The sequence below is a fragment of the Streptomyces ficellus genome, assembly GCF_030406405.1.
Classification (GTDB): Bacteria; Actinomycetota; Actinomycetes; order Streptomycetales; family Streptomycetaceae; genus Streptomyces; species Streptomyces ficellus_B.
The window spans coordinates 97,833-124,401 of sequence record NZ_JAUEPL010000012.1 but is presented as its reverse complement, the minus strand read 5'-3'; the positions used below and the strand labels follow the sequence as shown (position 1 = coordinate 124,401).

At 71.6% G+C, this 26,569-nt stretch carries 27 protein-coding genes; 5 read left to right on the top strand and 22 right to left on the bottom strand.

Features of this window, described 5'->3' with window-relative positions:
- The 5 genes from QWM81_RS11470 to QWM81_RS11450 all read right to left on the bottom strand — a co-directional run.
- The coding region (locus QWM81_RS11470; protein WP_290111736.1) for a hypothetical protein at positions 1-266 on the bottom strand (266 nt) is incomplete at its 3' end.
- A gap of 57 nt (positions 267-323) precedes the next feature.
- Entirely contained in the window at positions 324-1,412 is a 1,089-nt protein-coding gene (locus QWM81_RS11465) for a YlbL family protein (RefSeq protein ID WP_290111731.1), read from the bottom strand.
- A 64-nt stretch (positions 1,413-1,476) separates the two neighbouring features.
- Positions 1,477-1,647, bottom strand: a complete 171-nt coding sequence (locus tag QWM81_RS11460) for a hypothetical protein (protein WP_290111730.1) — start codon at positions 1,645-1,647, stop codon at positions 1,477-1,479.
- A gap of 184 nt (positions 1,648-1,831) precedes the next feature.
- Entirely contained in the window at positions 1,832-2,293 is a 462-nt protein-coding gene (locus tag QWM81_RS11455; protein ID WP_290111735.1) for a molybdenum cofactor biosynthesis protein MoaE, read from the bottom strand.
- Between the two features lie 92 nt (positions 2,294-2,385).
- The gene (locus QWM81_RS11450; RefSeq protein WP_435372353.1) at positions 2,386-3,519 is read right to left on the bottom strand and encodes an SDR family oxidoreductase; all 1,134 of its coding nucleotides are present in this window, start codon (positions 3,517-3,519) and stop codon (positions 2,386-2,388) included.
- A gap of 190 nt (positions 3,520-3,709) precedes the next feature.
- Between QWM81_RS11450 and QWM81_RS11445 the strand changes: the two genes are divergently transcribed.
- Positions 3,710-5,119, top strand: coding sequence for a zinc-dependent metalloprotease (locus QWM81_RS11445; RefSeq protein WP_290111729.1), 1,410 nt, complete (start codon positions 3,710-3,712; stop codon positions 5,117-5,119).
- Positions 5,116-5,637 carry an NUDIX hydrolase gene (locus QWM81_RS11440; RefSeq protein ID WP_290111728.1) on the top strand — a complete coding sequence of 174 codons (522 nt, stop codon included), beginning with the start codon at positions 5,116-5,118 and terminating at the stop codon, positions 5,635-5,637. Before QWM81_RS11445 ends, QWM81_RS11440 begins: the two co-directional genes overlap by 4 nt.
- Positions 5,638-5,685: 48 nt before the next feature.
- Here the strand turns inward: QWM81_RS11440 and QWM81_RS11435 are convergent, their stop codons facing one another.
- From QWM81_RS11435 to QWM81_RS11420, 4 genes are all read right to left on the bottom strand, one after another.
- Positions 5,686-6,441 (bottom strand): AIM24 family protein, encoded by a 756-nt coding sequence (locus QWM81_RS11435; RefSeq protein WP_290111727.1) that lies wholly within the window; start codon positions 6,439-6,441, stop codon positions 5,686-5,688.
- Between the two features lie 18 nt (positions 6,442-6,459).
- A complete protein-coding gene (locus tag QWM81_RS11430; protein WP_290111726.1) occupies positions 6,460-7,140 on the bottom strand; it encodes an AIM24 family protein in 681 nt (226 codons plus the stop codon).
- A gap of 13 nt (positions 7,141-7,153) precedes the next feature.
- Positions 7,154-8,854, bottom strand: coding sequence for a TerD family protein (locus QWM81_RS11425; protein WP_290111725.1), 1,701 nt, complete (start codon positions 8,852-8,854; stop codon positions 7,154-7,156).
- Positions 8,855-8,960: 106 nt separating this feature from the next.
- A complete protein-coding gene (locus QWM81_RS11420; RefSeq protein ID WP_290111724.1) occupies positions 8,961-9,536 on the bottom strand; it encodes a M48 metallopeptidase family protein in 576 nt (191 codons plus the stop codon).
- 214 nt (positions 9,537-9,750) lie between these two features.
- Between QWM81_RS11420 and QWM81_RS11415 the strand changes: the two genes are divergently transcribed.
- Both QWM81_RS11415 and QWM81_RS11410 read left to right on the top strand, forming a co-directional pair.
- Positions 9,751-10,896: a ThiF family adenylyltransferase gene (locus QWM81_RS11415; protein ID WP_290111723.1), complete on the top strand. Its 1,146-nt coding sequence runs from the start codon at positions 9,751-9,753 to the stop codon at positions 10,894-10,896.
- A gap of 64 nt (positions 10,897-10,960) precedes the next feature.
- Positions 10,961-12,337 (top strand): ABC1 kinase family protein, encoded by a 1,377-nt coding sequence (locus QWM81_RS11410; RefSeq protein WP_290111722.1) that lies wholly within the window; start codon positions 10,961-10,963, stop codon positions 12,335-12,337.
- Between the two features lie 27 nt (positions 12,338-12,364).
- Here QWM81_RS11410 and QWM81_RS11405 read toward each other — a convergent pair whose 3' ends face one another.
- The 5 genes from QWM81_RS11405 to QWM81_RS11385 all read right to left on the bottom strand — a co-directional run bounded on the left by QWM81_RS11405 (position 12,365) and on the right by QWM81_RS11385 (position 16,301).
- Entirely contained in the window at positions 12,365-12,562 is a 198-nt protein-coding gene (locus QWM81_RS11405; RefSeq protein WP_290111721.1) for a hypothetical protein, read from the bottom strand.
- Between the two features lie 184 nt (positions 12,563-12,746).
- Positions 12,747-13,073 carry a putative WhiB-interacting protein gene (locus QWM81_RS11400; protein WP_290111720.1) on the bottom strand — a complete coding sequence of 109 codons (327 nt, stop codon included), beginning with the start codon at positions 13,071-13,073 and terminating at the stop codon, positions 12,747-12,749.
- Entirely contained in the window at positions 13,070-13,447 is a 378-nt protein-coding gene (locus QWM81_RS11395) for a WhiB family transcriptional regulator (protein ID WP_290111719.1), read from the bottom strand. The genes QWM81_RS11400 and QWM81_RS11395 overlap by 4 nt, the downstream gene beginning before the upstream one ends.
- 170 nt (positions 13,448-13,617) lie before the next feature.
- The gene (locus tag QWM81_RS11390) at positions 13,618-13,947 is read right to left on the bottom strand and encodes a hypothetical protein (protein ID WP_290111718.1); all 330 of its coding nucleotides are present in this window, start codon (positions 13,945-13,947) and stop codon (positions 13,618-13,620) included.
- A 170-nt stretch (positions 13,948-14,117) separates the two neighbouring features.
- Positions 14,118-16,301 carry an ATP-dependent DNA helicase UvrD2 gene (locus QWM81_RS11385; protein ID WP_290111717.1) on the bottom strand — a complete coding sequence of 728 codons (2,184 nt, stop codon included), beginning with the start codon at positions 16,299-16,301 and terminating at the stop codon, positions 14,118-14,120.
- A 234-nt stretch (positions 16,302-16,535) separates the two neighbouring features.
- On the opposite strand from QWM81_RS11385, the gene QWM81_RS11380 reads away from it, so the two are divergent.
- Positions 16,536-16,793: a mycoredoxin gene (locus QWM81_RS11380; protein ID WP_290111716.1), complete on the top strand. Its 258-nt coding sequence runs from the start codon at positions 16,536-16,538 to the stop codon at positions 16,791-16,793.
- 48 nt (positions 16,794-16,841) lie between these two features.
- Here the strand turns inward: QWM81_RS11380 and QWM81_RS11375 are convergent, their stop codons facing one another.
- The 8 genes from QWM81_RS11375 to QWM81_RS11340 all read right to left on the bottom strand — a co-directional run bounded on the left by QWM81_RS11375 (position 16,842) and on the right by QWM81_RS11340 (position 26,519).
- The gene (locus tag QWM81_RS11375; protein WP_290111715.1) at positions 16,842-17,675 is read right to left on the bottom strand and encodes a hypothetical protein; all 834 of its coding nucleotides are present in this window, start codon (positions 17,673-17,675) and stop codon (positions 16,842-16,844) included.
- A gap of 73 nt (positions 17,676-17,748) precedes the next feature.
- The gene (locus QWM81_RS11370; protein ID WP_290111714.1) at positions 17,749-18,870 is read right to left on the bottom strand and encodes a peptidase M23; all 1,122 of its coding nucleotides are present in this window, start codon (positions 18,868-18,870) and stop codon (positions 17,749-17,751) included.
- Between the two features lie 2 nt (positions 18,871-18,872).
- Complete coding sequence (locus QWM81_RS11365; protein ID WP_290111713.1) at positions 18,873-19,670, bottom strand: hypothetical protein; 798 nt, start codon at positions 19,668-19,670, stop codon at positions 18,873-18,875.
- 114 nt (positions 19,671-19,784) lie between these two features.
- Positions 19,785-21,851: a hypothetical protein gene (locus QWM81_RS11360; protein WP_290111712.1), complete on the bottom strand. Its 2,067-nt coding sequence runs from the start codon at positions 21,849-21,851 to the stop codon at positions 19,785-19,787.
- 55 nt (positions 21,852-21,906) lie between these two features.
- Positions 21,907-24,477, bottom strand: a complete 2,571-nt coding sequence (locus tag QWM81_RS11355) for an ATP-binding protein (RefSeq protein ID WP_290111711.1) — start codon at positions 24,475-24,477, stop codon at positions 21,907-21,909.
- Positions 24,474-25,058, bottom strand: coding sequence for a hypothetical protein (locus QWM81_RS11350; protein ID WP_290111710.1), 585 nt, complete (start codon positions 25,056-25,058; stop codon positions 24,474-24,476). Before QWM81_RS11350 ends, QWM81_RS11355 begins: the two co-directional genes overlap by 4 nt.
- On the bottom strand, positions 25,058-25,306 hold the full coding sequence (locus QWM81_RS11345; protein WP_290111709.1) for a hypothetical protein: 249 nt from the start codon (positions 25,304-25,306) through the stop codon (positions 25,058-25,060). Before QWM81_RS11345 ends, QWM81_RS11350 begins: the two co-directional genes overlap by 1 nt.
- 58 nt (positions 25,307-25,364) lie before the next feature.
- The gene (locus QWM81_RS11340; protein WP_290111708.1) at positions 25,365-26,519 is read right to left on the bottom strand and encodes a conjugal transfer protein; all 1,155 of its coding nucleotides are present in this window, start codon (positions 26,517-26,519) and stop codon (positions 25,365-25,367) included.
- Positions 26,520-26,569: the final 50 nt, after the last annotated feature.

The following is a 26,569-nucleotide window of genomic DNA, read 5'->3' as shown; positions in this document are numbered from 1 at the left end:
ATCATCCTCTGGCGCCGCTCCAGGTACTCGTCGATACCGCGCGGCAGCATGCGCAGCGTGGCGTCGCCGAGGAGCGCGTACGTCCTGTCCGTCGTCCGCTCGATGAAGAACCGGTCGTGGGAGATGAGCGTCGCGGTGCGCCCGGGGACGAGCTGGCCGCCGCCGGCGGCCCTGGGCCCCGTCGCGGTGTGAGCGCGTGGCGGCGTGTGTGCTCGCTCGCCGGGCCCGCGACGGCGGCGGGCTGGGGGTGCGCGTCGCTGTGCCATGCGGCGGCCCGGCGCCGCTTCACTCGCGGTGGCCCGGGCGCCGAGCGGTCTTTCCGCTCAGTTCGGCGAGCAGGTGGGGAGGCCGGTCGTGGCGCCCTGGCGGACCTTTTCCAGCGCCTTCACGGCGTCCTTGATGGTCCCGACCTTGATCAGGGTCAGGCCGTCCGGAGTGTCGGAGGCCGCCGCGGCGCAGTTGTCGGCGGGCGTCAGGAAGTACCTCGCGCCCGCGTCCCGCGCGCCGACCAGCTTCATCTCGATACCGCCGATGGGGCCGACCTTGCCCTCGTCGTCGATGGTGCCGGTGCCCGCGACGAACCTGCCGCCGGTCAGATCACCGCGGGTCAGCTTGTCGACGATGCCCAGGGAGAACATCAGGCCCGCACTGGGGCCGCCCACATCCGCCAGCTTGATATCGATCGTGAACGGGAACGTGTGATCGGTGCCCGCCTTGATGCCGACGATCGCGCGGTCACCCTCGTCGGACTTCTTGGTGGTGATGGTGACCCGCTGCGTCGCGGTGGGCTCCCGGCGCGCCTTCTCCGCGGCCTCCGCCTCCTTCGCCGGGACGATGGTGAAGGTCACGGGCTCGCCCGGCTTGTGCTTGGTGACGAGCTTGGCCACGTCCTGCGGCTGCTTGACCGCCGTACCGTCCACGTCCTTGATCACATCGCCGGCGTGCAGGGTGCCCTCGGCGGGGCTGTCCTTCTGTACGGAGGCGACGACCACGCGCGACGCCACCGGCATGCCGAGCTGCCGCAGCGCGGCGACCTTGGCGCTCTCCTGGGACTGGCTGAACTCCTCGGCGTTCTCCTGGGTGGACTGCTCCTCGGTCTTGCCGTTCGGGTAGAGCGTCTCGTGGGGCACCACGACACTGTCGTGGGCGAGCCACCCGTACACCGCCTCGACCAGGTTCATCCTGTAGTCCGCCCCGGTGACCCTGACCGTCGTCATATTGAGATGCCCGGTCGTGGGGTAGGTCTGGTGGCCGGAGATCTGCAGCACCGGCTCGCCGTCCGCCTCGCCGAGAGTGTTGACCGTCGGCCCCGGGCTCATCTCCGAGTAGGGCACCGGAAAGAACACGCCTGCGCAGAGCAGCGCGATGAGGACGAGGGTGGAGGCGAGCATCGTCGCAGTGCGGCGTGGCATGGAACGACAGTACGGGACGCGTGTGTCCGTGCACCCCTGGGGCCGGTCCGTACGGGGGGGAGCGTCAGGCCGGGCCGCTGCCGGAGTCGGACCGCTCCATCACCTCGCGGAATCGGGCGTAACCGGCCAGCTCCGCCACATCGCCGGTGGTCCGGTCACGCGAGGCCCAGCTGCCCCATATCGCGGCCCCGATGGCAGCGAACAGCGGAATCAGCAACCAGGTCAGAACTGCCATCACGACCTCCCGTCCCCTTAGCGCCGAGCGCCACGCGACCGACTGATCAGCAGATTAACGATCCGTAGGTTCAACGCTCACGCCAGGGGTCCGGTTACGCAAATCGGACGCTTGACCACCGTCCGGGTCCACCGTCCGGGCCAACCGTTCGAGGCCACCGTTCGGAGCCACCGTCCGGGTCCGCTCAGCAGGCGCCGACCCACTCCTCCGTGCCGTCCGAGAAGCGCTGGTGCTTCCAGATCGGCACCTCGTGCTTGAGGTCGTCTATCAGCTTGCGGCAGGCCGCGAAGGCCTCCGCGCGGTGCGGGCACGACACGGCCACGACGACGGCCAGGTCGCCGACGGCCAGGTCGCCCACCCGGTGCACGGCCGCCAGCGCGCGTACCGGAAAGTCGGCGACGACCTTCTCGGCCACCCGCCGCAGCTCGGCCTCGGCCGTGGGGTGGCTGGAGTACCCGAGGGCGTCGACGTCGGCGCCACCGTCGTGGTCGCGCACGGTGCCCACGAAGAGCGCGGTGCCTCCGGCCGAGTCGTCGCCGACCGCGCGGAAGACCTCGTCGAGGGAGAGCGCGGTGTCGCGTATCGCCAGCAGCCGGATCGGGTCCGCCGCCGCGCGCTCGCCGGGGTGGTCGTACGTGGGTGCCATGCCGCCCATCGTGCCGTACGGCACTGACATCCGGAATAGCGTTTTCGACCTGCCCGCCCACGCGCGCGTTGGAGCCTCCTACAGGCCGCCTCCTACAGGCCGCGCCGCTTGCGGGCCCGGCGTACCAGCGCGGCCGTGCCGAGCAGGGCGACCGTCGCGCCCGCTGCGCCCGCCGCGGTGGCGTCCTTGCGCCCCAGGCGGCGACCCGCGACCGTGTGGCGGCCCTCCACCTCCTCCAGGAGCGCGGCGAGCACCTCCTCGTTGGTCCACTGCGGCCGCCAGCCGGCGTCGTGCAGGCGCCCAACGCTGACCACCCACGGGTGCATCGTGTACGCGAGGTCACCGGCCGGCGACGGGGTGAGGCCGATCCGGTGCAGCCGGGCCGCCGCGCCCAGCGCCACCGCGGAGGGCAGCTCCATGCGCCGGATACCGCTCAGCTCCTCGACCTCCTCCTGCTCCAGCCAGCCGTCGCAGCCGACCGCGAACTCGCCCTCGACCTTCTCCAGCGCCGCGTACTCCAGCGCGCTGACCAGGTCCTCGACATGGCAGAACTGCCAGGCCGGACGCGACCCGGCGACCACCAGCAGCCGGGGCGACTCGAAGTACCGGGTCAGCGCCGTGTCCGTACCGCCCACCAGGACGGCGGGCCGTACGACGGTGACGTTCAGGCCGGGGTGCGCACGGGGCGCGCGGCGGGCCAGGCGCTCGATCTCCAGCAGGTCGCCGACACCGGTGGCCTCGGCCGTGGCCCGCAGCTCGGCGTCCTCGGACAGCGGGATGTCGTTGTCGGGCAGCGCCCCGTACACCATCGCGGAGGTGCACAGCACGACCCGGTGGACACCGGCGGCCGCGGCGGCGGTCAGCACGGTCTGGGTGCCGCGTACGTTGTACGCGGTGCGGGCGGCCGCGTCGGTCTCCAGGTCCAGGTCGAGCGCCAGGTGCACGACGACGTCCGCGCCCCGCAGCTTCTCGGCGATGGCCGGATCGCGCACGTCCAGGATGTGCCAGTGGGCCTCGGGGACCTCACCGCGGCGCTCGTCGATGGCGATGACCTGCTTGACCTCCTCGGAGGCGGCGAGGCGCCGGGTCAGCAGCTCACCGACGCCGGCCGCGGCACCGGTGACCGCGACGACGGGGCGGCGGCCTGCGGACTGGGTTGAGTTGTTTCGCCTGTGGCGAACTTCAGCGCTGTGCGTTGCGCGAACCTGCGGATCTGGGGAACTCACCGGGCGTCTCCAGCGGTTGTCTTCAGTACGTACGTGAATGACGCGTACGTACCAGGTGGCGTCCATCCTGCCGCAGGCCGTGACCCTGTGGAGCACCGAGCCCATATCCGGCTCGGGTGTCTACGCTGGTCGTGTTGTCGGGCAGCCGCCGCCGGCAGGAAGCCGGTGGCCCTACGAGCCGAGGAACCCCGTGAGTGACAGCCCATTCGGATTCGGCCTTCCGCCGGAGGAGCCGGAGGACGGCGACGAAGGCAAGAAGAAGGGACCCGCCGAAGGTGACAAGGGTGCCGGTGGGAACCCCTTCGGGTCGTTCGGCGGCCTGCCGGGCGGCTCGGACAATCCGTTCGCCGCGATGTTCGGTTCGCTGAACCCCACGGACCTGGGGGCGGCCTTCCAGCAGCTGGGCCAGATGCTGAGCTATGAGGGCGGTCCCGTCAACTGGGACATGGCCAAGCAGATCGCCCGCCAGACGGTCTCCCAGGGCACGCCGGACGGCACGAAGGACGCCAGCGTCGGCCCGGCCGAGCGGGCGGCCGTCGAGGAGGCCGTGCGCCTGGCCGACCTGTGGCTGGACGGCGCGACGTCCCTGCCCTCCGGGGCGAGCACCGCCGTGGCGTGGAGCCGCGCGGAGTGGGTCGAGGCGACGCTGCCGGCCTGGCAGCAGCTGGTGGACCCGGTCGCGGAGCGGGTCGGCGCGGCCATGAGCGACATACTGCCCGAGGAGATGCAGGCCATGGCCGGCCCGCTGATCGGCATGATGCGCTCCATGGGCGGCGCCATGTTCGGTCAGCAGATCGGGCAGGCCGTGGGCGTACTGGCCGGTGAGGTGGTCGGTTCGACCGACATCGGGCTGCCGCTGGGACCGGCCGGCAAGGCCGCGCTGCTGCCGCTGAACGTGGAGAGGTTCGGCAAGGACCTGGGCGTGCCGAAGGACGAGGTCCGGCTGTACCTGGCCCTGCGTGAGGCCGCCCACCAGCGGCTCTTCGCGCATGTGCCGTGGCTGCGCTCGCACCTGTTCGGTGCGGTCGAGGGGTACGCGCGCGGGATCAAGGTTGACACCACCAAGCTGGAGGACGCGGTCAGCGGTCTCGACCCGTCGAACCCCGAGCAGCTTCAGGAGGCCCTTCAGCAGGGCATGTTCCAGCCGGAGGACACGCCGGAGCAGAAGGCCGCGCTGGCGCGTCTGGAGACGGCGCTCGCGCTGGTCGAGGGCTGGGTGGACGCGGTGGTGCACGAGGCCGCCAAGACGCGTCTGACGTCCGCGGACGCGCTGCGCGAGACGCTGCGCAGGCGCCGCGCCTCGGGTGGTCCGGCCGAGCAGACGTTCGCCACGCTGATCGGCCTGGAGCTGCGGCCGCGCCGGCTGCGGGACGCGTCGCGGCTGTGGGCGTCCCTCACAGACGCGCGCGGCGTCGACGGCCGGGACGGCCTGTGGGCCCACCCGGACATGCTGCCGACTGCCTCCGACCTCGACGACCCGGACGGCTTCGTGCACCGCGAGCACCTGGACTTCTCGGAGCTGGACAAGATGCTCGGTGAGGCGGCCGGGCGGGACGAGCGGGACGAGCCGGACCAGGGCAAGGACGACACCGACAAGTGAGCCTGCGCGATGACGCCCTCCTCGTACTGGAGGCGTACGAGGACCAGCCGGAGCTGCGGCAGGTCTACCTGGACCATCTGGCGGCCCACCCGGACGGGATGTGGAAGGCGTGCGAGGCCGGGCACCTGACGGCGAGCGCGCTGGTGGCCGACCCGGGGCGCGGCCGGGTCCTGCTGACCCTGCACAAGAAGCTCGGGATGTGGCTGCAGATGGGCGGCCACTGCGAGCCCGGTGACACGACGGTGGCCGGCGCGGCGCTGCGCGAGGCCACCGAGGAATCCGGGATCCCCGGCCTGGCGCTGCTCGCCGGCGGCCCCGCGCGACTGGACCGGCACGCGATCCCGGCGCCCTGCCACTGGCACCTGGATGTGCAGTACGTCGCGGTCGCGCCGCCCGACGCGGTGGAGGCGATCAGCGACGAGTCGCTGGACCTGCGCTGGTTCCGGTACGACGAGGTGTCGGACGTGGCCGACGCGTCGGTCGTACGGCTGGTCGAGGCGGCGCGCGCGGCGCTCTAGAGCGGGGTGTAAGGGGCGGTCGCCATGGCGGTCGCCCCTTACAGCTGCTCAGTTCCAGGCGTTGTTCTGGTTCTGGGCGTGGGAGCCGTGCCGGCCCGCACCGAACTGGGCGCCCAGCCCCTGTCCGATCTCCGCGTTCTGCGGCGGCATGACCTCACTGGGCTGCACGAGCGCGAACCCCTGCCCCAGGAAGCTGAGCTCCCAGCCCTCCCCCGTGTTGCCGCGGCGGCGGCGCACTTGTGAGGAGTGCGTCTGTGCCTGCATCTGCACACGCAGGGCGGAGGACCAGGCGACGATCGCGTCGGCGTCGACACTGACGTACTTGTCGGGAGTGACCTGCATCATCAGCGGCTGGCCGGAGGTCATCAGGGCGACCTTGCCCCGGCCGGAGATGTTCAGCTGGTACTTGCCGGAGCCGGAGATGCCGTACTGGCTGTCCACGGCGATGACTTCGGTGTGCAGTGTGGAGTCCAGCGCCAGCACATAGGCGCTGTCGACGGTCAGGCCCTCCTGGTCGACGTCCACGACGTGGATGTACTGGGCGAGGTTGGCGAAGTAGACGGTGCCCTGCCCCGAGCAGCGCATCAGGTCCAGGCCCTCACCGGTGTGGGCACGCGCGCGGCGCTGGCTGTTGTTCCCGTACTCGCCGTCGAAGTCGATCAGGCCCTGGTAGGCGACCATGGCGCCCTTGCGGGCGAGGACGTCGTCGTGCCCGGTGAGGGCGACCCGCAGGAGCTGCGGGTTCTGGACGACGTACCGCTCCTGGGTCTGCTGTTCGGTGTGGCTGAAAAGCGGGCTCTGCATGGTGGTTCTCGCTCCCCCTCAGCCCCGGATCCGCAGACGGTCGGTGCTGTCCTCGCTCGGCTGTACGACGACGATGCCCTGCCCGGAGAAGGCCATCTGGTACGCCTCCCCGCTGCCCCGCCCGATCAGGGAGGAGGCCTTGAAGCTGCGCTTGCCCTTCACCTTGAGCGACGGCGACCAGGCGACGAGCGCGTCCGGGTCGACGTACGTCTCGTCCTCGCCCCGGCCGCAGTCGACGACGATCGGCGTGCCGCGCGAGGTGAGGGCGACCCATCCGGCGCCCGCGATCTGGACGTTCCACAGGCCCTGGCCGGCGAACTTCGCCAGGCCTTTGACCCTTTCGACCCCCCACTGGAGGTGCGCGTCGAAGGCCAGCACATTGGTGCCGTTGACGCACAGCGAGTCGTTGCTGAGATTGATGACGACGACGTCCGCGCCGTAGTCGGCGAGGTAGAGCAGTCCGTCGCCGGAGCACTTCATGAGGGGCGCGCCCTCACCGGTCGCCCACTGGGAGGCGATCTGGCGTACGGCGGGCGGGTTGGGCTCGTACTGGATGAAGCCCTCGTAGGACACCATCGAGCCGGTACGTGCGTACAGGTCCTGGCCGGAGGCCATGGCGACCTTGAGCATGTGGCGGCCGTGGTTCTCCATCCGGGCGGCGACGGGGGTCGGGGCGAAGCCCGCGAGCTGCTGGTTCACTGTTCGGGCTCCCTCAGACCTCGTAGGGCTGGACGACGATGAAGTTGCCGGGGGCGCCCCGGAACTGGAGGTTGACGGTCTCTCCGCTGTGGCCGGGATAGGCGTTGCGGCGCAGCCGGACCTGGCTGGAGAGGATCACCTGGGACGCGGCCGACCACGCGACGACGGCGTTGCAGTCGGCGAAGGTGGTGGGCGTGACCGGCAGGACGACGGGGATGCCGTGCGTCTTGACGACCACCGTGCCGGTGCCCTGGAACTGCATGGTGAACAGCGCCCCGCCGGGGATGCCGTGTCCTTCGATGCGGCGGACCTCGCACTGCAGCGACTCGTCGTAGGCGAGCACGTTCTCGGCCGAGACGCAGATGCCGTCGCCCTGGAGCTCGATGGGGTGCAGATGGGCGCCGTTCTCGGCGAGGAAGACCTGGCCGCGGCCGGTGCAGCGCATCAGCTGCATCTCCTGGCCGGTGGCGTTGCCGACCATGCGTCCCGAGAAACCGGCGCCCTTGTAACCGAATTCCACCTTGCCCTGGTACATGACCATGCTGCCCTGCCGGGCGAGGACGGGCGTGCCGCCCATGGCGAGATCGACGCGCATGAGCTGCTGGTTCTGCGGAGTCCACCGCTGCCCGGTGGCGGTCTCGCGGTACTTCTGGAGGGCGGCCTCCAGCCCGGCGCCGCCCTGCGGGACGCCCTGGGGAACGCCGTGAGGGACGCCTTGAGGAATGCCGTGGGGCGCTCCGCCGGGTGGCATGCCGACGGGCGGCTGCTGGCCGTACGGGGACGGCGCGTGGGCCGGCTGCCCGTACGGCATGGTCTGGCCGGGGATCTGGCCGGACTGCGGCTGCTGGGGCGGTTGCGGCGCATGCGGCGGTTGGCCGTAGGGGGACGGCGGGGCCGGTGGGGTGGGCGCGGCCGGAGGGGCTATCGGGGCCGCCATCGTGGGCGCGGCGTGCATGGGCTGCGGCGCGGGAGCCGGAGGCTGCGGCGTGTGCGCGGGAGCGCCGAACGACGGGGCTGTGGGGGCCGGTGCGGGTGCCGGCGCGGGCGCGGCGGGAGCGCCGAACGACGGGGCGGGCTGCGGCGCCTGGGGAGTGGCGGGCGCGGCGGGCGCGGCGGGCGGAGCGAAGGACGGCGGAGCGAAGGACGGCGCGGCGGCCTGGGTCTGCTGCGGGGCGGCCTGCTCCTCCTCGGCGACCTCGCCGCCGAAGTTCTTGAGCAGTGCCTCCAGCCCGCCGTCGAAGCCCTGCCCCACGGCGGCGAACCGCCACACGTCCTTGAGGTAGAAGTCCCCCAGCATCACCGCGCGCTCGGTACTGAACTCCGAGCCGTCGAACGCGTACCGGCCCACCTCCTCGCCGCCCGCGACGATACGGAGGTAACCGGGGCCCACCTGGGACATCTGTCCGGGACCGTCGATCGTCGCGGTGAACGACAACTTATGGATGTGCGCCGGGATGCGGTCGAGCGTGACCCGGAAGGACTCGGTGTCACCGGCCTGCGCGCCCAGCAGCTGGACGGACTCCTCGGGCGACTTCGGCTGGTTGAAGAAGATGAAATACCGGTCGTCGGAGAGCTGCTCGTTGGCGTCGAGACCGAAGCAGCTGATGTCGAAGGACAGCCCTGGAGCCGCGATCCGCACTCCTACGTACAGATCCGTTCCGGGCGTCAGATCGCTGATCTTGGCCTTGTGGCCGCGTTGGAATTCCCTGGCCATGCGTAACGACCGTCCCCCATCCCGATTTTGAATGCGTCGCGTCAGGCTAACGGCTGGCGATGACAATGAGCCAAGCCGGGACGGTTTCGGTACAGGATCGGGAATGTCACTCCGCGGGAGCGACCGGCAGGTGCGGCAGCCAGCCCGCCGCGACCACGCCTTCCAGGTATCCGCGAGCCCGCTCGGTACGGGGATAGGCCTCCAGCAGCCGCCAGAACCGCGGGCCATGGCCGGGCACCAGGAGATGGGCCAGTTCGTGGACGAGGACGTAATCGACGACGTACTCGGGCATGCCCTGCAACCGGTGCGACAGGCGGATGCTGCCCTCCACGGGTGTGCAGGAGCCCCACCGGGTGTTCTGATTGGTCACCCACCGGACGGATGTGGGCCGGGCCCTGCCGTCGAAATACTGGGCGGACAGGCGCTCGGCTCGCTCGGCCAGCTCGCTGTCGCCGAGGATGCGCCTGCTCTCCTGGGCGGCGAGCTTGTCGAGCATCACGCTCACCCAGCGGCGCTCCTCCGCCTCCGACATCCGGGCGGGGATCAGCACGATGGTCCGGTCGCCCTCGCGGTAGGCGGAGACGGTTCTGCTGCGCCGGGAGCTCCTTCGGACCTCGACGGCACTCGTCCCCGAGCCGCGGGGCGGGTCGCTCGTCGGACTGCACTGTGGGTCGGAGGGCACGCCCCGACGTTACCCGCTGTCAGCGGGGGAAGTCCCGCCTCCGGAACGCTTCCCGCCTGATCCATCCACAGCCTGCACCATTTGAACGATTAACACCCCAGCCGTGTGGATAACTTTCGGCGGGCGCCGTCGCCGCGGGGCATTCTGACGACGAGATCGCGAAGACCGACGCGAATCGAAGACGAAGACGGATGGGAACAACGGGGGGCCGGCTATGCATCCGATGGTGAAGCCCGCGCTGCGGCGCGCCTGGCGGAATCTGCAGTTCGTGCAGTTCGGCGCTGCGCCGGCGCATGCGGTGGTGGTCGGTCCATTGGACACGACGACGGGCAGCCTCCTCTCGCTGTTCGACGGAACGCGGGGGCTGGGGCTGCTGCGCGAGGAGGCGCGGGCGCTGGGCCTGCCGGACGGGCGGCTGGAGGCGCTGCTGGACCGGCTGGCCGGGGCGGGTCTGCTGGACGACGCGACAGCCGGTGGTCCGGCGGCCGAGGTGCTGCGGAAGGAGGACGGCGCGCTCGACCGGCTGCGCGCCGATCTGGCGTCACTCTCCGTCGTCCACCGGGAGCCGGGCGGTGCGGCAGGGCGCTTGGCGGCCCGGCATGGCATGCGGGTGCAGGTGCGGGGTGCGGGACGGGTGGGTGCGAGCGTCGCGGCGCTGTTGTCCGCTTCGGGCGTGGGCCGGGTGGACGTGCTGGACGGCGAGTGCGTGGAGCCGTGGGACGTGGCTCCGGGTGGTCTGCCGGCCGAGGCGGTCGGTGAGCGGCGGGACGCGGCGGCCCGGCGGTTGGTGGGGCGGTCGGCGCCCGGTGGTCGTGCGCCCCGCGCGGTGCGGGCGGGGAGGGGGGCGGCGTCGGAGCCCGGGCTGTCGCTGGTCGTGGTCGCTCCGCGGGACGGCCTGGCGGCGTACGCGCCGGATCCGGTGCCCGCCGACGACTGGGTGGCCACGGGCACGCCTCATCTGTACGCGGGGGTGATCGAGGCGACGGGTGTGGTGGGGCCGCTGGTGCTGCCCGGCGGCACGGCGTGCGCGGGATGTGTGGAGCTGGAGCGGTCCGATCGTGACCCGGCGTGGCCGCGGATGCTGGCCCAGTGGCGTTCGGGGCGCCAGAGCAGGGTGCCCGCCTGTGATCTGGCCCTGGCGACCGCGGTGGCGGGCCTTGCGGCGGCGCACGCGCTGTCGTTCCTGGACGGGGAGCTGCCGGCGAGCACGGGGACCCGGTGGGAGACCTCGCTGCCGTTGCTGGAGTGGCGCTCGGAGCGGATGTCACCACATGTCGGCTGCCCCTGCGGGGCGGCCGGGGGTGGACAGGGGGAGCGTGCCTCGGGGCCCGGGAGCGGGCAGGACACAATGGCGGGGTAACCGCGGTCGACGCAGTGACGCCGAGGGCAAACGCGGCACGGATTTCTGGGATCTGGAGGGGCGTATGTCTGATCTTCCCCGGAAGGCGGTAACCCGTACCGCCAAGTTGGCCGCGTTGCCATTGGGCTTCGCCGGCCGGGCCACATGGGGGCTGGGCAAGCGGATCGGGGGCAAGTCCGCGGAGATCGTGACGCGGGAGCTGCAACAGCGCACGGCGGAGCAGCTGTTCCGCGTGCTGGGCGAACTGAAGGGGGGCGCGATGAAGTTCGGGCAGGCGCTGTCCGTCTTCGAGTCCGCCCTTCCGGAGGAGGTCGCGGGGCCCTACCGGGCGGCGCTGACCAAGCTCCAGGAGGCGGCTCCACCGATGCCGACCCGTACGGTCCACTCGGTGCTGGAGGAGCGGCTCGGCGAGGACTGGCGGGAGTTGTTCCTGGAGTTCCAGGACAAGCCGTCGGCGGCCGCGTCGATAGGCCAGGTGCACCGGGCCGTGTGGCACGACGGGCGTGAGGTCGCCGTGAAGGTGCAGTATCCCGGGGCGGGTGAGGCGCTGTTGTCCGACCTCGCGCAGCTGAGCCGGTTCGCCCGGCTGCTGGGGCCGCTGATCCCGGGCATGGACATCAAGCCGCTGATCACCGAGCTCCGGGACCGGGTGTCGGAGGAGCTGGACTACGGCCTGGAGGCCCAGGCCCAGCGGGAGCACGCCGAGGAGTTCGCGGACGATCCGGACGTGGTGGTGCCGGATGTGGTGCACCAGTGCGATCAGGTGCTGGTGACGGAGTGGATCGACGGTATACCGCTGGCGGACGTCATCGCGGACGGTACGCCGGAGCAGCGTGACCGGGCGGGGCAGTTGCTGGCGCGGTTCCTGTTCTCGGGTCCCGCCCGCACGGGGCTGCTGCACGCGGACCCGCATCCGGGCAACTTCCGGCTGTTGCCGGGCGCGGACGGCGGCGAGGACGCGGAGTGCTGGCGGCTGGGTGTGCTGGACTTCGGCACCGTGGACCGGCTGCCGGGCGGCCTGCCGGAGACCATCGGAACCTGTCTGCGGATGACCCTGGGGGGCGAGGCGGAGACGGTGTACGAACTGCTCTGTGCGGAGGGGTTCGTCAGGGAGACCATCGAACTCGACCCCGACGCGGTGCTGGAGTACCTGCTGCCGATCATCGAGCCGGCCGAGGCCGATGAGTTCACCTTCAGCCGTGGCTGGATACGCACCCAGGCCGCCCGAATCGCCGACATCCGCTCCCCTGCCCACCAGTTGGGCAAGCAGCTCAATCTGCCGCCCTCGTACTTGCTGATACACCGGGTGACGTTGAGCACAATCGGGGTGCTGTGCCAGTTGAACGCGACGGTACGGCTGCGGGACGAACTCGAGTCGTGGCTGCCGGGTTTCCTGCCCGAGGACGACGAGGAAGTGGTCGCGGCCACGGTGCACGCCTGACGCGGTCCGGCCGGTGGGCCGCGGTGGTCACCACCAGGCGGAGTCGAGTCTGCTCTCGATGGCTCTGAGGTTTTCCCGGGCGCAGTCGTCGCAGAAGTAGTGGCGCGTGCCGGCCTCGACGGAACAGGTCCAGGTCACCGGGAGGCTGTCGGCGGCCTTGCCGCAGCGGGAGCACACCACGCTCTGCGCGCCCGGCTGCGCGGGGTCAGAAGTCTGGTCGTTCACTACGGGACGATAACTCCGTCGGCGGCCGTGGGCGCGCGCAACGCACCGCGGGGGCCGGTCCGTTAGGACCGGCCCCCGCGAGTGGGTCAACGCCGGGTGGCGCCGGTTGCCGGTGGCGTCGCTTGCCGGGTGGCTCTGGCGCGGCCCGGGTGGCTCTGGCTGCCGGGTGGCTCTGCCGGGTGACTTAGTTCATGACGGCCATGGCCAGCGCGCGGCGGGCGCGCAGGGACACGCGCTCGGCGCGGCGCTGCATGCGCCGGGCGGCGACCAGGCGCACGGCCTGGCGTTCCGCGTCGGCTTCCCGCATGCGGTCGTGCATATGAGCACGAGCCAGGGCTTCTTGGATGAGTTGCATCTCACGGTTCCTGTTCTGACGCGAGGCGTTCGCGCCGAAGGTGGTGACGGCTGGGGTCGCGGAGCCGGACGGCTCGCTGGGGGAAGAGGTCATCGGGGCCTGCTTCTGGGGATCGTGCGTGAGGGGGCGGTCGATGGTTCCGGTCGTGACGTTCATGCCGTGACCGGGTTCTTGCGCGGGCGGCCACGGGGCCGCTTGCGGGCGACGACCACACCCTGGACGAAGAGCTCACCGCCCCAGACGCCCCACGGCTCGCGGCGCTCCTTGGCGCCCGCGAGGCAGGCCGCCATGAGCGGGCAGGTGCGGCAGAGGGACTTGGCGTACTCGACGTCCGCCGGCGACTCGGCGAAGAAGACCTCCGGGTCGTAGGAACGGCACGGGACGGGTACGCCGAGGTTCTCGATGGCGTCATCGAGCGCGGTGAGCGCGGTGAGGGGGGTGAGGGCGGTCAAGGTGGAGTCCTCCGTGAGGCCGGGCGGGGGGATCGTTTCGGAAGGCGGTACGGACGGGGCGTGCGCTTCGAGTTGCACGGTGTCGTTTTCCTCGTCTGGTCGGTCCGGCCGGTTGGCCGGTGGGCTGGTACCGGGTTCTGCTTTGTCCCGAGGCCCCTTCGCTCCGCTCCGCCCGTTCGGGCAAAACAGAAGGGCCGCGGATCCCGGGTGGGGTTCCGCGGCCCTGAAGGCGCCGGCCTGATGCTGGATCAGGCTGGATCGCTCCAGGGTTCGAGCCCACGGAAGGCCCACATCATGTGGTGGTGCTGCGTCTGCGTCTTGGTTTCGGCACCGGTCGCCGCGAAGGCATAGGCCTTGGCCTCGCCTGCTGCTACTCCTGCTTCCAGTGCCTTGGTCGGTCGCTCATTGCGCTCCAGGACGGGGAGAGCCGCCAGGAGCGTGGCAGGGCGGACGGCCGCGAAGCCGGACACACCGGTGCCGATGAACGCCGGACCGGAGAAGCCGAGCGAGCAGGCGGAGACGACCGAGCGATCGGTCATTTTGTCGGTGCTGACGAAGCTGGTGTTGATGCTGATCACTGGAATCGCCTCCTCTCGGCGTCTCGGGGGGGATCGGTCGAAACCGGTCCCGCGCGTATTCGGATAAGTACAGCACGAAGACAGGGCTTCGGAGAAGCCGCCGTTTCCGTGGTTAAGAACCTATGGGGCTTCCCGGGGCGGGCGCAAACTATTTTTGCGACGAGTTCGCATCAGACCTCCTCGTCGCCCTCTCCAGGTTCCTGACCTGCACAGATGGCGAGAACGTCGGCCCCGAAGCGGTCGAGCTTGCGGGCGCCGACACCGGAGATGCGGGCCAACTCCCCATCCGTGGACGGGACCGCCTCGGCGATCGCCATCAACGTCTTGTCCGTGAAGACGCAGTACGGGGGCTGGCCCAGCTGCTTGGCCTGTTCCGAGCGCCACTCCCGCAGCCGCTCGTACAGCGCCTCGTCCATGTCGGAGGGGCAGTCCTCGCAGCGCGTCAGCTTCATCTCGCCCGCGTCGGTGAGTGTCGCGCCGCAGACGCGGCAGCGCACCGGACCACGGCGGCCCCGCCGCCTGTCGGCACTCCCGCCGCCCCGTTCGACGCCGCCGCCTCCGCCTGCGGTGCGGGCACCCGGCGCGGTGGAGCCGGGGCGCAGGCCCGAAAGGAACCGGGTCGGGCGGCGCGAGGCGCGGCCACCCGGGGAGCGGGCGAGGGCCCAGGACAGGCAGAGGTGGAGCCGCGCGCGGGTGACGCCCACGTACAGCAGGCGGCGTTCCTCCTCGACCTGTTCATCGGTCTTGGCGTACGTGATCGGCATCATGCCCTCGGTGAGGCCGACCAGGAACACCGCGTCCCACTCCAGGCCCTTCGCCGCGTGCAGGGAGGCGAGCGTGACGCCCTGGACGGTGGGGGCGTGCTGGGCCGCGGCCCGCTCGTCGAGTTCGGCGACCAGGTCCCCGAGGGTCGCCTCGGGCCGGGCGCGGGCGAAGTCCTCGGCGAGCCGGACGAGCGCGGCCAGCGACTCCCAGCGGTCGCGGACCGCGCCGGAGCCGGCCGGGGGCTCGGTGGTCCAGCCCTTGGTGGACAGCACCGCCCGCACCTGCGAGGGCAGGTCACCGGCGTCGTCCAGCAGCGGGTCGTTGCCGCCCGCCCGGGCCGCGCCACGCAGGGCGACGCCCGCCTCGCGTACCTCCGCACGCTCGAAGAAGCGCTCGGCGCCGCGCAGCTGGTAGGGCACGCCCGCGTCGGCGAGGGCCTGCTCGTAGATCTCGGACTGGGCGTTGATCCGGTACAGCACGGCGATCTCGCCGGCCGGGACGCCCGCGGCGATCAGGTCACGGATGCGCCGGGCGGTGCCCTCGGCCTCGGCGGGCTCGTCGGCGTACTCGGTGTAGGCGGGCTCGGGGCCGGGGTCGCGCTGGGAGATCAGCTCCAGGCGGTGTTCGGCGGCGCGACCACGGGCCTGGCCGAGCAGGCCGTTGGCGAGGTGGACGATCTGAGGGGTGGAGCGGTAGTCGCGGACCAGCTTCACCACGGTGGCGTTGGGGTGGCGGGTGCGGAAGTTCAGCAGGTGGTCGGGGGTGGCGCCGGTGAAGGAGTAGATCGTCTGGCTGGCGTCGCCGACGACGCACAGGCTGTCGCGGTCCCCCAGCCACAGGTCGAGGAGCCGCTGCTGGAGCGGCGAGACGTCCTGGTACTCGTCCACCACGAAGTGCTGGTACTGGTGGCGGATCTGCTCGGCGATGTCGTGCCGGTCCTGGAGGATGCCGACGGTCAGCAGCAGGACGTCCTCGAAGTCGATGGCTCCGCGGTCGCGCTTGAGCTGTTCGTACGTGGCGTAGATCTGGCCGATTTCGGCGGGGTCGCGTGGGGCGTCGCGCAGGGACTTGGCGACGGCGGCGGGGTAGTCGGCGGGGACGGTCTGGGTGACCTTGGCCCACTCGATCTCGCCCGTGGTGTCGCGCAGCTCGTTGCGGTCGAGCCGGACGCGGCAGCGGGCCGCCGCCTCGGCGACCAGCTGGACCTTGCGCTCCAGCAGCCGGGGCAGGTCACCACCGACGGCTTTCGGCCAGAAATACTGCAGCTGGCGCAGGGCCGCCGAGTGGAAGGTGCGCGCCTGGACGCCGCCCGCGCCGAGCTGCCGCAGCCGGCCGCGCATCTCACCGGCCGCCCGGTTGGTGAACGTGACGGCCAGCACGCTGGCGGGCTGGAGTATGCCCGCACGCACCCCGTACGCGATCCGGTGTGTGATCGCGCGCGTCTTGCCCGTGCCGGCGCCCGCCAGCACGCACACCGGACCGTGCAGGGCAGTCGCCACCTCGCGCTGCTCGGGGTCCAGCCCGTCGAGCACCGCGTCCGCCGTCTGCGGGACCTGCGGGAAGAGAGTGGAGTGCGTTGCTGCTGTCACCCTGCCATGCTGCCAGGTCGCCGGTTGCCCGAGTGACGGTTGTCCACAGGGCCGGAGTCGCAGTCGTACTTATACGTACATCCGCTTATACGTACACGTGCTGGGTGGGGGCCGCGGGCGCGGGACGCCGGTGCGGTGTGCGGGGTGCGGGCTGGGTGTGGGAATGGCGGCGCGAAGCCGTACGTTCTGCTGAAGGACAACGCACCACCAGTGAACGCCGAGGAGCGCGAGACGATGCAGGGATCCGTCACGATGTACAGCACCACCTGGTGCGGCTACTGCCGCCGGCTGAAGAGCCAGATGGACCGCGAGGGCATCGCGTACACCGAGATCAACATCGAGCAGGACCCCGAGTCGGCCGCGTTCGTCGAGAAGGCCAACGGGGGCAACCAGACCGTTCCCACGGTCCTGGTGGTTCCCTCCAACGGTGGCCAGAACGTCGTGATGACCAACCCCAGCCTGGCCCAGGTCAAGCAGGCCCTGGCCGTCTGACGCACGCCTCCCTCCTCTGGGACCGGCCACGGATCACGCCGGGCCGGCTCAGGGGGTGCGGGCTGCGTCGCCGTCCCCGATACGCGCGGAGATGGCCCGCAGGCGGCGCTCCGTCCACGCGATGGGCCGGCGGTCCTCCCCCGCGGCCTCGTGCCACATCGCCAGCACGTGCCGGCCGACCTCGAGGGCGGCCGAGGGGTCGGCCACCTCTTTCCAGCTGGCGTAGGCGTTGCGGGCCGCCTTCTGAACGGCCTCGTGCGGCGCCCCGGCCGCCGCCATACGGCGGGCCGTGTGCGCGTACAGGAGGGCCGCCCGGACGTGGTCCCGGCCGAGCAGCGCGAAGTACGCCTCGGTGAGCTGCGCGTTGAGGGTGAGCGGATGGTCGGGGCCATGGCTCTGCGTGAGCACGCCGACCAGCTCCGCGACGAGTGCCGCCGCGGACCTCAGGTCGCCCCGCTGTTCGGCCGCCCGGATCCTGTCCCACCGCGCGGCGTGCTCCGCGGGCAGCGGAGCGTCCCAGTCGGCCGCCGGCTGCGCCGGAGGCCGGGCGGGCGCGGGGACGGGGGCAGGCGCGGCGGCGGGGGCGGGGGCGGGCGCCGGGATCTCCGCCTCGGGCCGTGGGTGCGGCTCGGCCAGTGGGGTCACCGCTCCATCCACATCCACGATCAAGGCCCAGGCGGACCCGTCGGGCTCCTTGGCGATGACCCGGACGGGCCGCCCGAGGAAAGCGGCCTTGATCCGTACCTCGGCCAGTCCGGCCACCCGGGGATCACCATCGGCGGGCAGCACCTCGCCGTTCACGCTGACGCTTCCATCGGCACCCAGCAGGATGGTGACGACGGGCGTCAGCGGCACGGTCGAAGGGTCGGCGATGACAGGCACGGGTATCAGTTCCTCCCCAGGTGACGCGCCGGCTCACGGTACTGGAGCCTACGGCCTGGTGACCGGCTCACGCTCATCCCCCGTTGGGGTAGTAGGGCGGTGACCAGCCGAGGTACGTGGCCCCCCACTTCGTCTCGGGGTCGGTGGCCGGCACCACGTCGATGTATCCGGGGCGCCTGATGTCGTTGCTCGCGATCTTCCCCTCCCCCACGTACACCGCCACATGGCCCGCCCGGCTTCCGGTGTCCCAGTACATGAGCGCTCCGGGCGGAGGCTTGCGGTCACCGTCGTGACGCATCGAGGCCGGCATCACCTTCTGGTAGTGGTCGATGGCGTACGCGGTGCCGGAGAAGCCCCAGCCGTACGAGCGTGCCGTGAACGCCAGGCACATCCGGTACCAGTCCGGCCCTCCGTGGGCCTCCTTCTTCGCCCAGGCGATGGCGTCCGCGGTGGAGCGCGGGTTCTTCACCTGCGCGGGCCAGTCGGCGGCTCCGTCGTGGAACGGCTCCCCCGGCTTGCCGGGCTCCCCGCCGTCGCCGCAGGACGTGCCGCCGTCGATCGGCGCGACCGGCTCCCCGGTCGCGCCGCCCGCCCGCTCCAGGTCGATGCCGGCCTGCCCGGCGATGGTCCGGGCCTGGCCCTCGCGCGGCGCGTACAGATCGGGGAAGGCGGAGACCTGGACGGCCTGGGCCACCACCCCGAGCGGCTTGAGCTGCCAGTCCTTGATGTCCACCAGACCGCGCGGGTGACCGGCCCCGCGTCCGCCGAAGAAGGCGTTGGCGGAGTACTCGGGGTTCATGATCTGCGCCACGCTTCCCCAGCCGGCCGAGGGCCGCTGCTGGAAGAGGCCGACCGAGTCGCGGTCCCCGTAGTCGATGTTCCGCAGCCCCGATTCCTGAAGCGCCGTCATGAGGGCGATCAGCGTCGCCCGGCCCGGGAGCTTCCGCTTCACCGCCACACCATCGATGATCTTGGCGTTGGTGATCTGGTCCTGGCTCGGCGGCAGTCCGGTGTCCCCGACGTCGCCCACGTCCGCGTTGCCGGGACAGCTGCCCGAGTCGGCCGCCGACTCCCCGCCTCCGGAGACGAAGCCCAGGAGTACGAGGAAGACCAGGAACACCGCGGCGCCGAAGGCACCGACCTTCAGTCCCAGCGCCCGGCCGGCCACCCCGTTGAGTACGGCTTGGCCCTTCACCGCTAGACCAGGTCCAGGATCCGGGCGACGAGCCAGCCCTCTGTGGTGTAGACGAGTTCGAGGTGCAGTGTGCGCACCTCGGTCTTCGTCTCCCACTCCTTGACGGCGATCGATGCCCGCACTTCGCGGAAGGCGCGCACCTTGGGGATGTCGACCGGCAGCTCGTCACCGGCCTCGGCGACCTCGACCTTGCCGACCGTGGCGACTCCCCCCCGGATGACGAGGCGCTTGTAGGCGGGGTCGGGGTGGGCGGCGAGGTTGTCCCGGAGACTCTTCGTCATCCAGGGCTCCGCCCGCTCCACGGACGCCTGCGGTCCCTGGTCCTTGACGGGGTCGCGCGTCAGGTACGCCTTGATGAAGGCGGCGCTGACCTCGTCCGGCTGCGACAGGTCGACGGCCGGTGCCGAGGGCGAGGCCGAAGCCGGCGGCTGTCCCGCCGTCCCGGAGGAGGAGTCCGCCCCGGAGACGGCGGCCGTCGGGCTCGCCTGCACATGGTCCGCCGCTTTCGCGTCGTCCTCGGAGTCCTTGGGGAACAGCCAGGAGGCGACCCCGCCGATCACCAGGAGCGCCACGATCAGCACGATGACCCCGCCGGGGGAGGCGGGCTCCCGTTCCCTCACGCCGCGTATGTAGGCGCGGCGACTCTCGCGGTCGGCCTCGCGCCACTCCTTCTTCGCTCTGCGGCGCGCCTTGCGTCCCGCGCCCTCCGGGGCGAGATCCTCCGGGTAGTCGTACTGGGTCCTGAGGAGTTCCCTCCAGTCCTCCGGCCCGGACGGCCGTTCCCGAGGCTTCTTCTCCACCGATGTACCTTCCCGTCTCGTGATGTGGCTGGGGGCCCCGTCTCGTGATGTGGCTGGGGGCGGGACGCCGGCCGGGGCGGGCGGCCTGCCCACCCCGGCCGGCCGCCGTCGCGGCTACCGGTCCCCGGTGGTGCGGCGTTCACCGGCCGGCTGCTGGAGCAGGGCCGCCCTGCTCCCGCGCTGCACCGGCAGGGTGCGGGGGGTGGAGGAAGGTGCCGGCCGGCGGCTGGGCTGCATCCTGCGGAAGTTGAAGTCCGAGGTGCTCGCGGCCCGGCGGCGCGGCTTGGGGACCTGGCCGCCCTGACCACCGCGGCGCTCGGCACGGTCGAGGCGTGCGCGCTGACGGTCCTGCATCGCGTCCAGCGAGGAGCTCTGGCGCTGCGGCGGCGCGGTCCGTCCGCGCCGTTGCGCGGCGCGCTCGCCCGCGGCCTTGTCCCCTTCGGGCCTGCCGTACTTCCCGCGGGTTCCGGGCCCGCCCGGGGCGCCGACGGACTGTGCGCCGTCGCGCCCGGCCCCTTGGCCCGGCCCCTTGCCCAGGTCCTGGCCGGGACCCTTCCCGAGGCTCTGGCCGGGTCCCTTGGCGAGGTCCTGGCCGGCGCCCCGGCCCGTGAGCTGCTCGCCCGGAGGGGGCGGTGGCGGGCTGCTGCGGAACCGGCCGCCCCGAGTGGTCACACCGGCCACCGTGCCGCCTTCGGCCGCGCCGTCCGCGCTCCCACCGCCGCGCCCGCTCATCCGCTTCCCGATGAGGTCGCCGGTCTTCCTGCCCGCCCTGAACGGTGCCCTGGCACCAAGGGCCGCCGCCTTGCCCGCGAGAGCGCCGGCCTTGGCGGTGGCGAGTCCGGCGATACCCGCCTCGCCGCTCAGCCCGCTCATCGAGCCCATGATCGTCTCGACCAGCCGGCGCAGCTTGAAGGCCACGATGGCCGCGGTGATCGACAGGCCCGAGGACAGCAGCCAGCCGAGCCTTCCGGCGGTCTGCGTGCACACGACCGTGATGATCAGTACGCAGGACAGGACGAGGGTGGCGATGCAGGACTGCAACACCATGCCCAGCAGCGCGTCGAACCACTTGACACCCCACTGCCGGGGCCGTCCCGGGATGACCCACAGACAGGCGAACACCGCCCCGGCCACCAGCAGCATCAGCGCGCCCAGCAGGGACGCGATGGACGCGAAGGCCAGCATCAGCGCCAGAACCGCGTAGATCACCACGGCGACGATGCCCAGGAGCAGCACCATCATCCGGCCGGAGGGGTTCATGCCCTGTCGCCAGTCGACGGAGGCGTCGCCGACGTAGGTGCCCGAGTTCTGGTCCGGGTCCCCGTGGACGTTGTGGTGCAGCCACTTCCCCCGGTCGCCGCCGTCCTTCTTGGCCTCGTTCAGCAGGCCCTCGCCGGCCTTCTCGCAGACCTCCAGGCTGCCGAACTCCGCCACGCACCAAGGGGTCGCGACGTAGGTCCGCCATACGGCGTCACCGGCCTTGCGCATCACGGTGTTCTTGGCGTCCCCCGCGAACTCCGGTTTGTGCGACAGCTTGATGGGGGTGTCGCCGGGCTGGCCGATCCCGGCGTTGGCGACGGTGAACGAGACGTCCGAGCCGATGTTGCGGACGGAGTTGATGCCGTCGACCCACACGGCGGGGCTGGTGAGGAGGGACAACGAGAAGATCGCGGCGGCCGCCAGCCAGCCGATCTGCGACATCTGGGAGCCCTGTGCCTTGCGGTGGTTTCCGTAGGCGACGAGGGCACCGATGACCAGACAGGCCGGCAGGACCGTGGGGACGAGGGTGCCCGCGGCCCCGGAGACCGCGTTGACGATGGGCCCGGTCAGCTCGTCGATCGAGGCGCCCTTGATCGCCCACTGGGTGATCACCACGCAGGCGCGGCCGACCAGCACGATGATGCCCATCAGCACCTGGTTGATGAGGTGCTGGGCGTAACGGGCGTTGTTCTTCCACTCGGTGACGCCGGTGTCGAGGTCTTCGTCGAGGGTCCAGACGCCGAGGTCCGTGGAGTACGTCTCATAGAGCGTGCCGGCCCCGCTCGGGGGGCCGGTGACCTCGGGGATCAGCCCGCCCGCGCCGATCGGCGGGATGGGGTCGGCCGCGTAGGCGACGTTGGCGAGGAGCATGACGGTGGTCAGCGCCCCCATGGCGGGGACGGCGAGCGTACGCAGCCTCATGGGCGCCGCCCCCCTCGTACGGTGTCCGCGCTTCGTACGGTGTCCGCGGTCCCGCTCACGCCATGGCCTCCCGCATCGTGTCCGGCCCGGTGCCGGTGGCCGCCCCGGCCGCCGCCTCCGCGCCGAAGCGGCTGATCTTCGGGGTGGTGCTGAGCAGACGGAGCAGGTCGCTGCTGGGGATGTCGAACTGCGTGGTGGCGCAGGAGAACCGGCGGTCGCGGGTGATGCAGTGACCGTGCCGGATCTCGCCGTCCGGCTGGAGACCGATCGCCTGGATCAGGCGACGGGTGTGCTCGTCGTCCGGCAGCCCGAGCAGCGCGGCGAGCGCGCTCTGCTGCTGGGGCGTCGTCAGCTGGAAGCCGAACACCGTGGTCAGCTGCTCGACCAGGCCGGTGAGGCCGGCCAGGCTCTCCGGGTCCTGGGTGTCCACGACCAGTGCGGTCGACAGCGCGCGGCCGACCCGGGCGATGTACTGGAGGAACGCGCTGCCCTCCCGGGTCGCGGTCAGCACGTGCACCTCGGGGACGGCCACGACCTTGCGCAGTCCGCGGAGGTCCTTGCGGCCGGCCGTGGTGACGGCGTAGGCGATCATCGAGTGCATCAGGGCGACCGACAGACGCTGGGTGACGTTCCAGTCCTCGCGGTCGCTGTCGGCGTCGGGCAGCGACAGCCCGGGCATCTGGACCACCCACAGGCCGGGCCTGGGCACCAGCATCGGCTCGCCCGACGGCCGCCCCATGAAGGGCGCCCCGACACCGGTGAGGGACAGTTCGTAGAGGGCCTCGCCGGTCTCCTGGGCGAGGGGGTCCTCGCTCGTGCGCAGGCGCTGGATCACCTTCCAGGTGGCCGGTTCGCCCTCGGCGACGACCTGGTTGACGGCCTTCTGGATCGGGGTCTCGGCGCCACGGGCCCGCAGGTGCGAGGGCAGGGCGATGCCCAGCTGGGCCGGCACCTCGACCTGTGCCCGCTCGTCCTCGCCGAGCATGCCGAAGAGGTCGGCGACGCCCGCGTAGTGCGTACCGGTCTGGACGAGATGGGAGTTGAGCCCGAAGGACTGGGCCGCGGTGACCAGTCCGCCGATGTCGCCCTTGAAGTCGAGGGCGAGCACGAACGCCTCACGGAAACCGGCGTCGAGCAGGCTCAGCATCATGCCGGTGGTCTTGCCGCGACCGGAGCGGCCGATGAAGGCGGTGGTGGTCGCGTCTCCGCGCTCACTGCCCGCGGTGAGGTCGTTGCGCACGACGCCGGGGGTTGAGCCGGTCAGGTAGCCGATGATCGGTCCCTTGTCGTCGCCGACCTGCGCGCCGCCCCAGAACCAGGAGCCGGCGAAGGCGTCCACCGTGCGGGTGTGGCCGAGGTCCGCGACCCGGACGAGGTCTCCGGGCTGGGACTCGATCCACAACTCCCGCTGCTCGTCGGTGCCGACGACGACCTCGATGCCGAGACCGCCGTAGTAGGAGATGACGGCGTCGACCTTGGCCCGCAGGTCCTCCACGCCGACGTCGCTGGTGACGACGAGCCGCGGGTGGTCCTCGATCAGGGTCACGTCGTCCCGCTTCATGTCGCGGGCGAGCTCGGCCATGACCTGCTCGGTCTCCTCGATCTCCCGGCCGGCCTCGCCCGCCGAGTGCTTGGCGGCCGACTGGCGCTGCTCCTTGGCGAGCCTGCGCACCTCGTCGATGGTCTTGAGGGCGTCCCGCTTGTGCATCACCTCGAACCGCACGGAGACCTCGGGATTGACGGGTACGACGGGGATCTGCCCGTAGTCGTGGAACGTCTCGCCCTCGTTCTCCGGGATGTAGGTGATCTCCGAGACCGCCCGCAGCCACTCGCCGCTGCCCGGGCTCTCCATCTCCTCCGGGAATCCGGTCATGGCCAGCACCGAGACCCAGGCCGCCACCTCGCCCCGGCCGTCGACGATCTGGAGGTGGTCGGGGTGGGGCATGACCTTGCCCTGGGTGAGCTGGGCGAGTTTGGCACCGGAGATCGCTCCGTCGCCGTTGGCCGCGGGGAGCGGCGCGGCGCGGTGCTGTTCGCGCGCGATCATCCAGGCGAGCATCTCCACCGTGGCGGGCCGCGCCTTCCAGGGGGTGCTCTCCAACTGCCGCCCGAGGCGCCGCGTGAGCGCGTCGAGGCGGGCGAGTTCCTTGTACGAGACGGCGCGCGTGCCCAGTCCCAGGGCCTCCTGGAAGCCGGCCCGGCTCTTGGCCTTGGTCTGGTTGTTCCGTTCGGCGATCCGCACGCCCAGCAGCAGGTGCCTGCTGGGGAGCTGGAGCATGTCGAGCCGGTCGACGCGCAGTTGCGTCCAGTCCCGGTAGCGGCCGGCGGAGAACAGTTCCTCGGACTCGTCGACGTAGTCGGCCGCGTTGAGCGGCGACCACAGCACCTTGAGGTGGCATTCGTAGCCGGCGAGGGTACGGGCCAGGACGGAGGCGATGGTGTCCTGCTCGGCGTCGCGGGCCGGCTCGGCCATGAGGTCGGTGTTGGATCCGGAGAGCACGAACCATGCCTCGGCGGCGGTGTCGGTGATGACCAGACCGTCCGCGAGCGCCTCGTAGCGAGGGGGAGGCAGGGCTCGCTCGGGTCCGAGGCCCATGAAGCGTCCGAGTGCCTTGGTGAGCTTCACACCTTCGCCTTCCTGCTGGGTCGGGACGTCTTCTTGTCGGTCAGGCCGGCCTTCTTGCGCGCGTGCCACACGCGGTCGGGGCCGTACATGCGCGCCCGGGCGTCCAGCCGGACGGGGGAGGCCGCCGGAGCCGGCTTGTTCTCGCCGCTGAGCAGGGGTTCCAGGCCGCCGAAGCCGGGGAGGTCGAGCAGCTTGTCGATCCGGTCGCCCCAGCGGGCCCGCACCGGAATCCACTCCGAACGCTCGGCGGCCCGGCGGCCGCCGTTGATCAGGGGGCGGTGGCCGCTGGTGACGTACCGCCAGGTCAGCGCCCAGCAGGTGAGGTTGCGCCGCCGGTCCACCCTGCGGTTGCGCTGGGCTCCGAGCACGGCGATGATCAGCGGCGGCAACATGTACGCGGAGAAGGTGTACTTGGACGGCGCGCCGAAGATCAGCACGAGAGCGCCGCACCACGTGGCGAACAGCGCCACTCCGAGTATCAGGGTCCGCCTCGGCACACCTTCACCCAGGTCCAGGCCCATCAGCTCGTGCTGCCGCGTCTCCAGGTCGAAGTGACGGGTGAACGTGTAGCCCTTGCGCATCAGGCCCCCGCGACCTTCTCCCAGATCCCCCGGAACAGGCCGATGGCGACGTTCGGCGCGTACACGATTCCGGCGATCACCACGGCGGCCATGAGGTGGCCGATCAGCTCGCCCCATTCGCGCTTGGCGTAGTAACCGATGCCGCGGACCGCGAGGATGACGATGAAGATGTTGCCTGCGATGAGCAGAACCCAGTCCTTGAGCTGCCCCCCGTCCGTCAGCGGAGCGGCCATTTCGATCATGGACATGCCATGCCCTTTCAGTGGTTCCTGTCTTCGATGAGCCTGCGCACCCGTGCTCCGGGTCTCAGTACGCTCCGCCGTGGAGCCCGGAGACCTGCCAGCGCCCTGCCTCTGCGGAGGCCACACGAGTGATGCTGACGCGATACGTCTGCGAAACGGTTCCGCCGGAGGTACTCCACGTCACGACGGCCGTCCCTGTCCGGTCGTCACCCTTGGCGAAGTCGACCGCCCAACTGTTCACCGACACCAAGCCGTAGCCCTTGGGCAGCGGCGGGATCCGCACACCAGGCGCGGCGACCGCTGAGGGGTCCCCGGTCGCGTACTGCCGGAAGAACTGGTCCACGACGCTCTTCGTCCGTGTGGACATCTCGGCGTCGGACTCCGGTGCCTCCCAGGCGGGCGGCGCGCTCGGCCTGCCGAGCGCGACGGTTCCGGGCGCGCCGGTCACCACGATCCGCTCGCCCACCTGGACCACCGGAACGTCCAGCCCGATCCACCGCGCCGGCGCCTTCGCCTTCGGGGCGGCGCCGCCCGACACCAGCGCTTCCACCCGGACCCGCGCCCGGCCGTCCTTGAGCACGGTCACCGTCCCCGCGTACAGCTCCTCCACGCGCTGGGCGCCCTTGCCGTCCCAGCCGAGCCTGACGTCCACACCGGGCGCCAGGTCCAGGGACAGGGCACTCTCCCGCTGCGCCACGGCGTCCTCGCTCCACGTCAGATAGGCGCGGGCGAAGCGCGAGGCGACCGCCTGGGCCTGGGCCTCGGCATAGCGGGGCGGGGCCTGCACGACCGGCGCCGGTGCCGGCGGCGGCTTGTCGGGGAAGAACCACGAACGGACACCGGTGATCGCGGCGAGCACCACCACCGTCCACAGCAGGCCCCGTCCGAACCGGCGGGCGAACCTGGCGCCGCTCGTCTCCTCGTGGACGTTCCACGGCACGCCGGAGTCCCCCTCGGACCCCTTGCGGCCGCCGGCCCCGCCCGTGCCACGGGCCGCGGGGCCGCCCTCGCCCCTCCCCCGGACGGCCGGCCCGTCCGCCGGCTCCAGCCGACGGGCGGCCTCCACCCAGGGATTGACCTGACCGGGCGCGCTGGCGCCCCCCGCGGGCCCCGGCTGCACGGTGCCCCCCTGTTCGGAAGGCGCCCGGCTCTCGGTCTGCTGCTGCCGTGGTTCCGGCAGGTTGAGAATGACGCGAATGGCCTTGGGCAATGCCCCCATGCCGACTTCCCCGTACCCCGTTGATCTCTCCAACAGCCGGACCCGTAAGG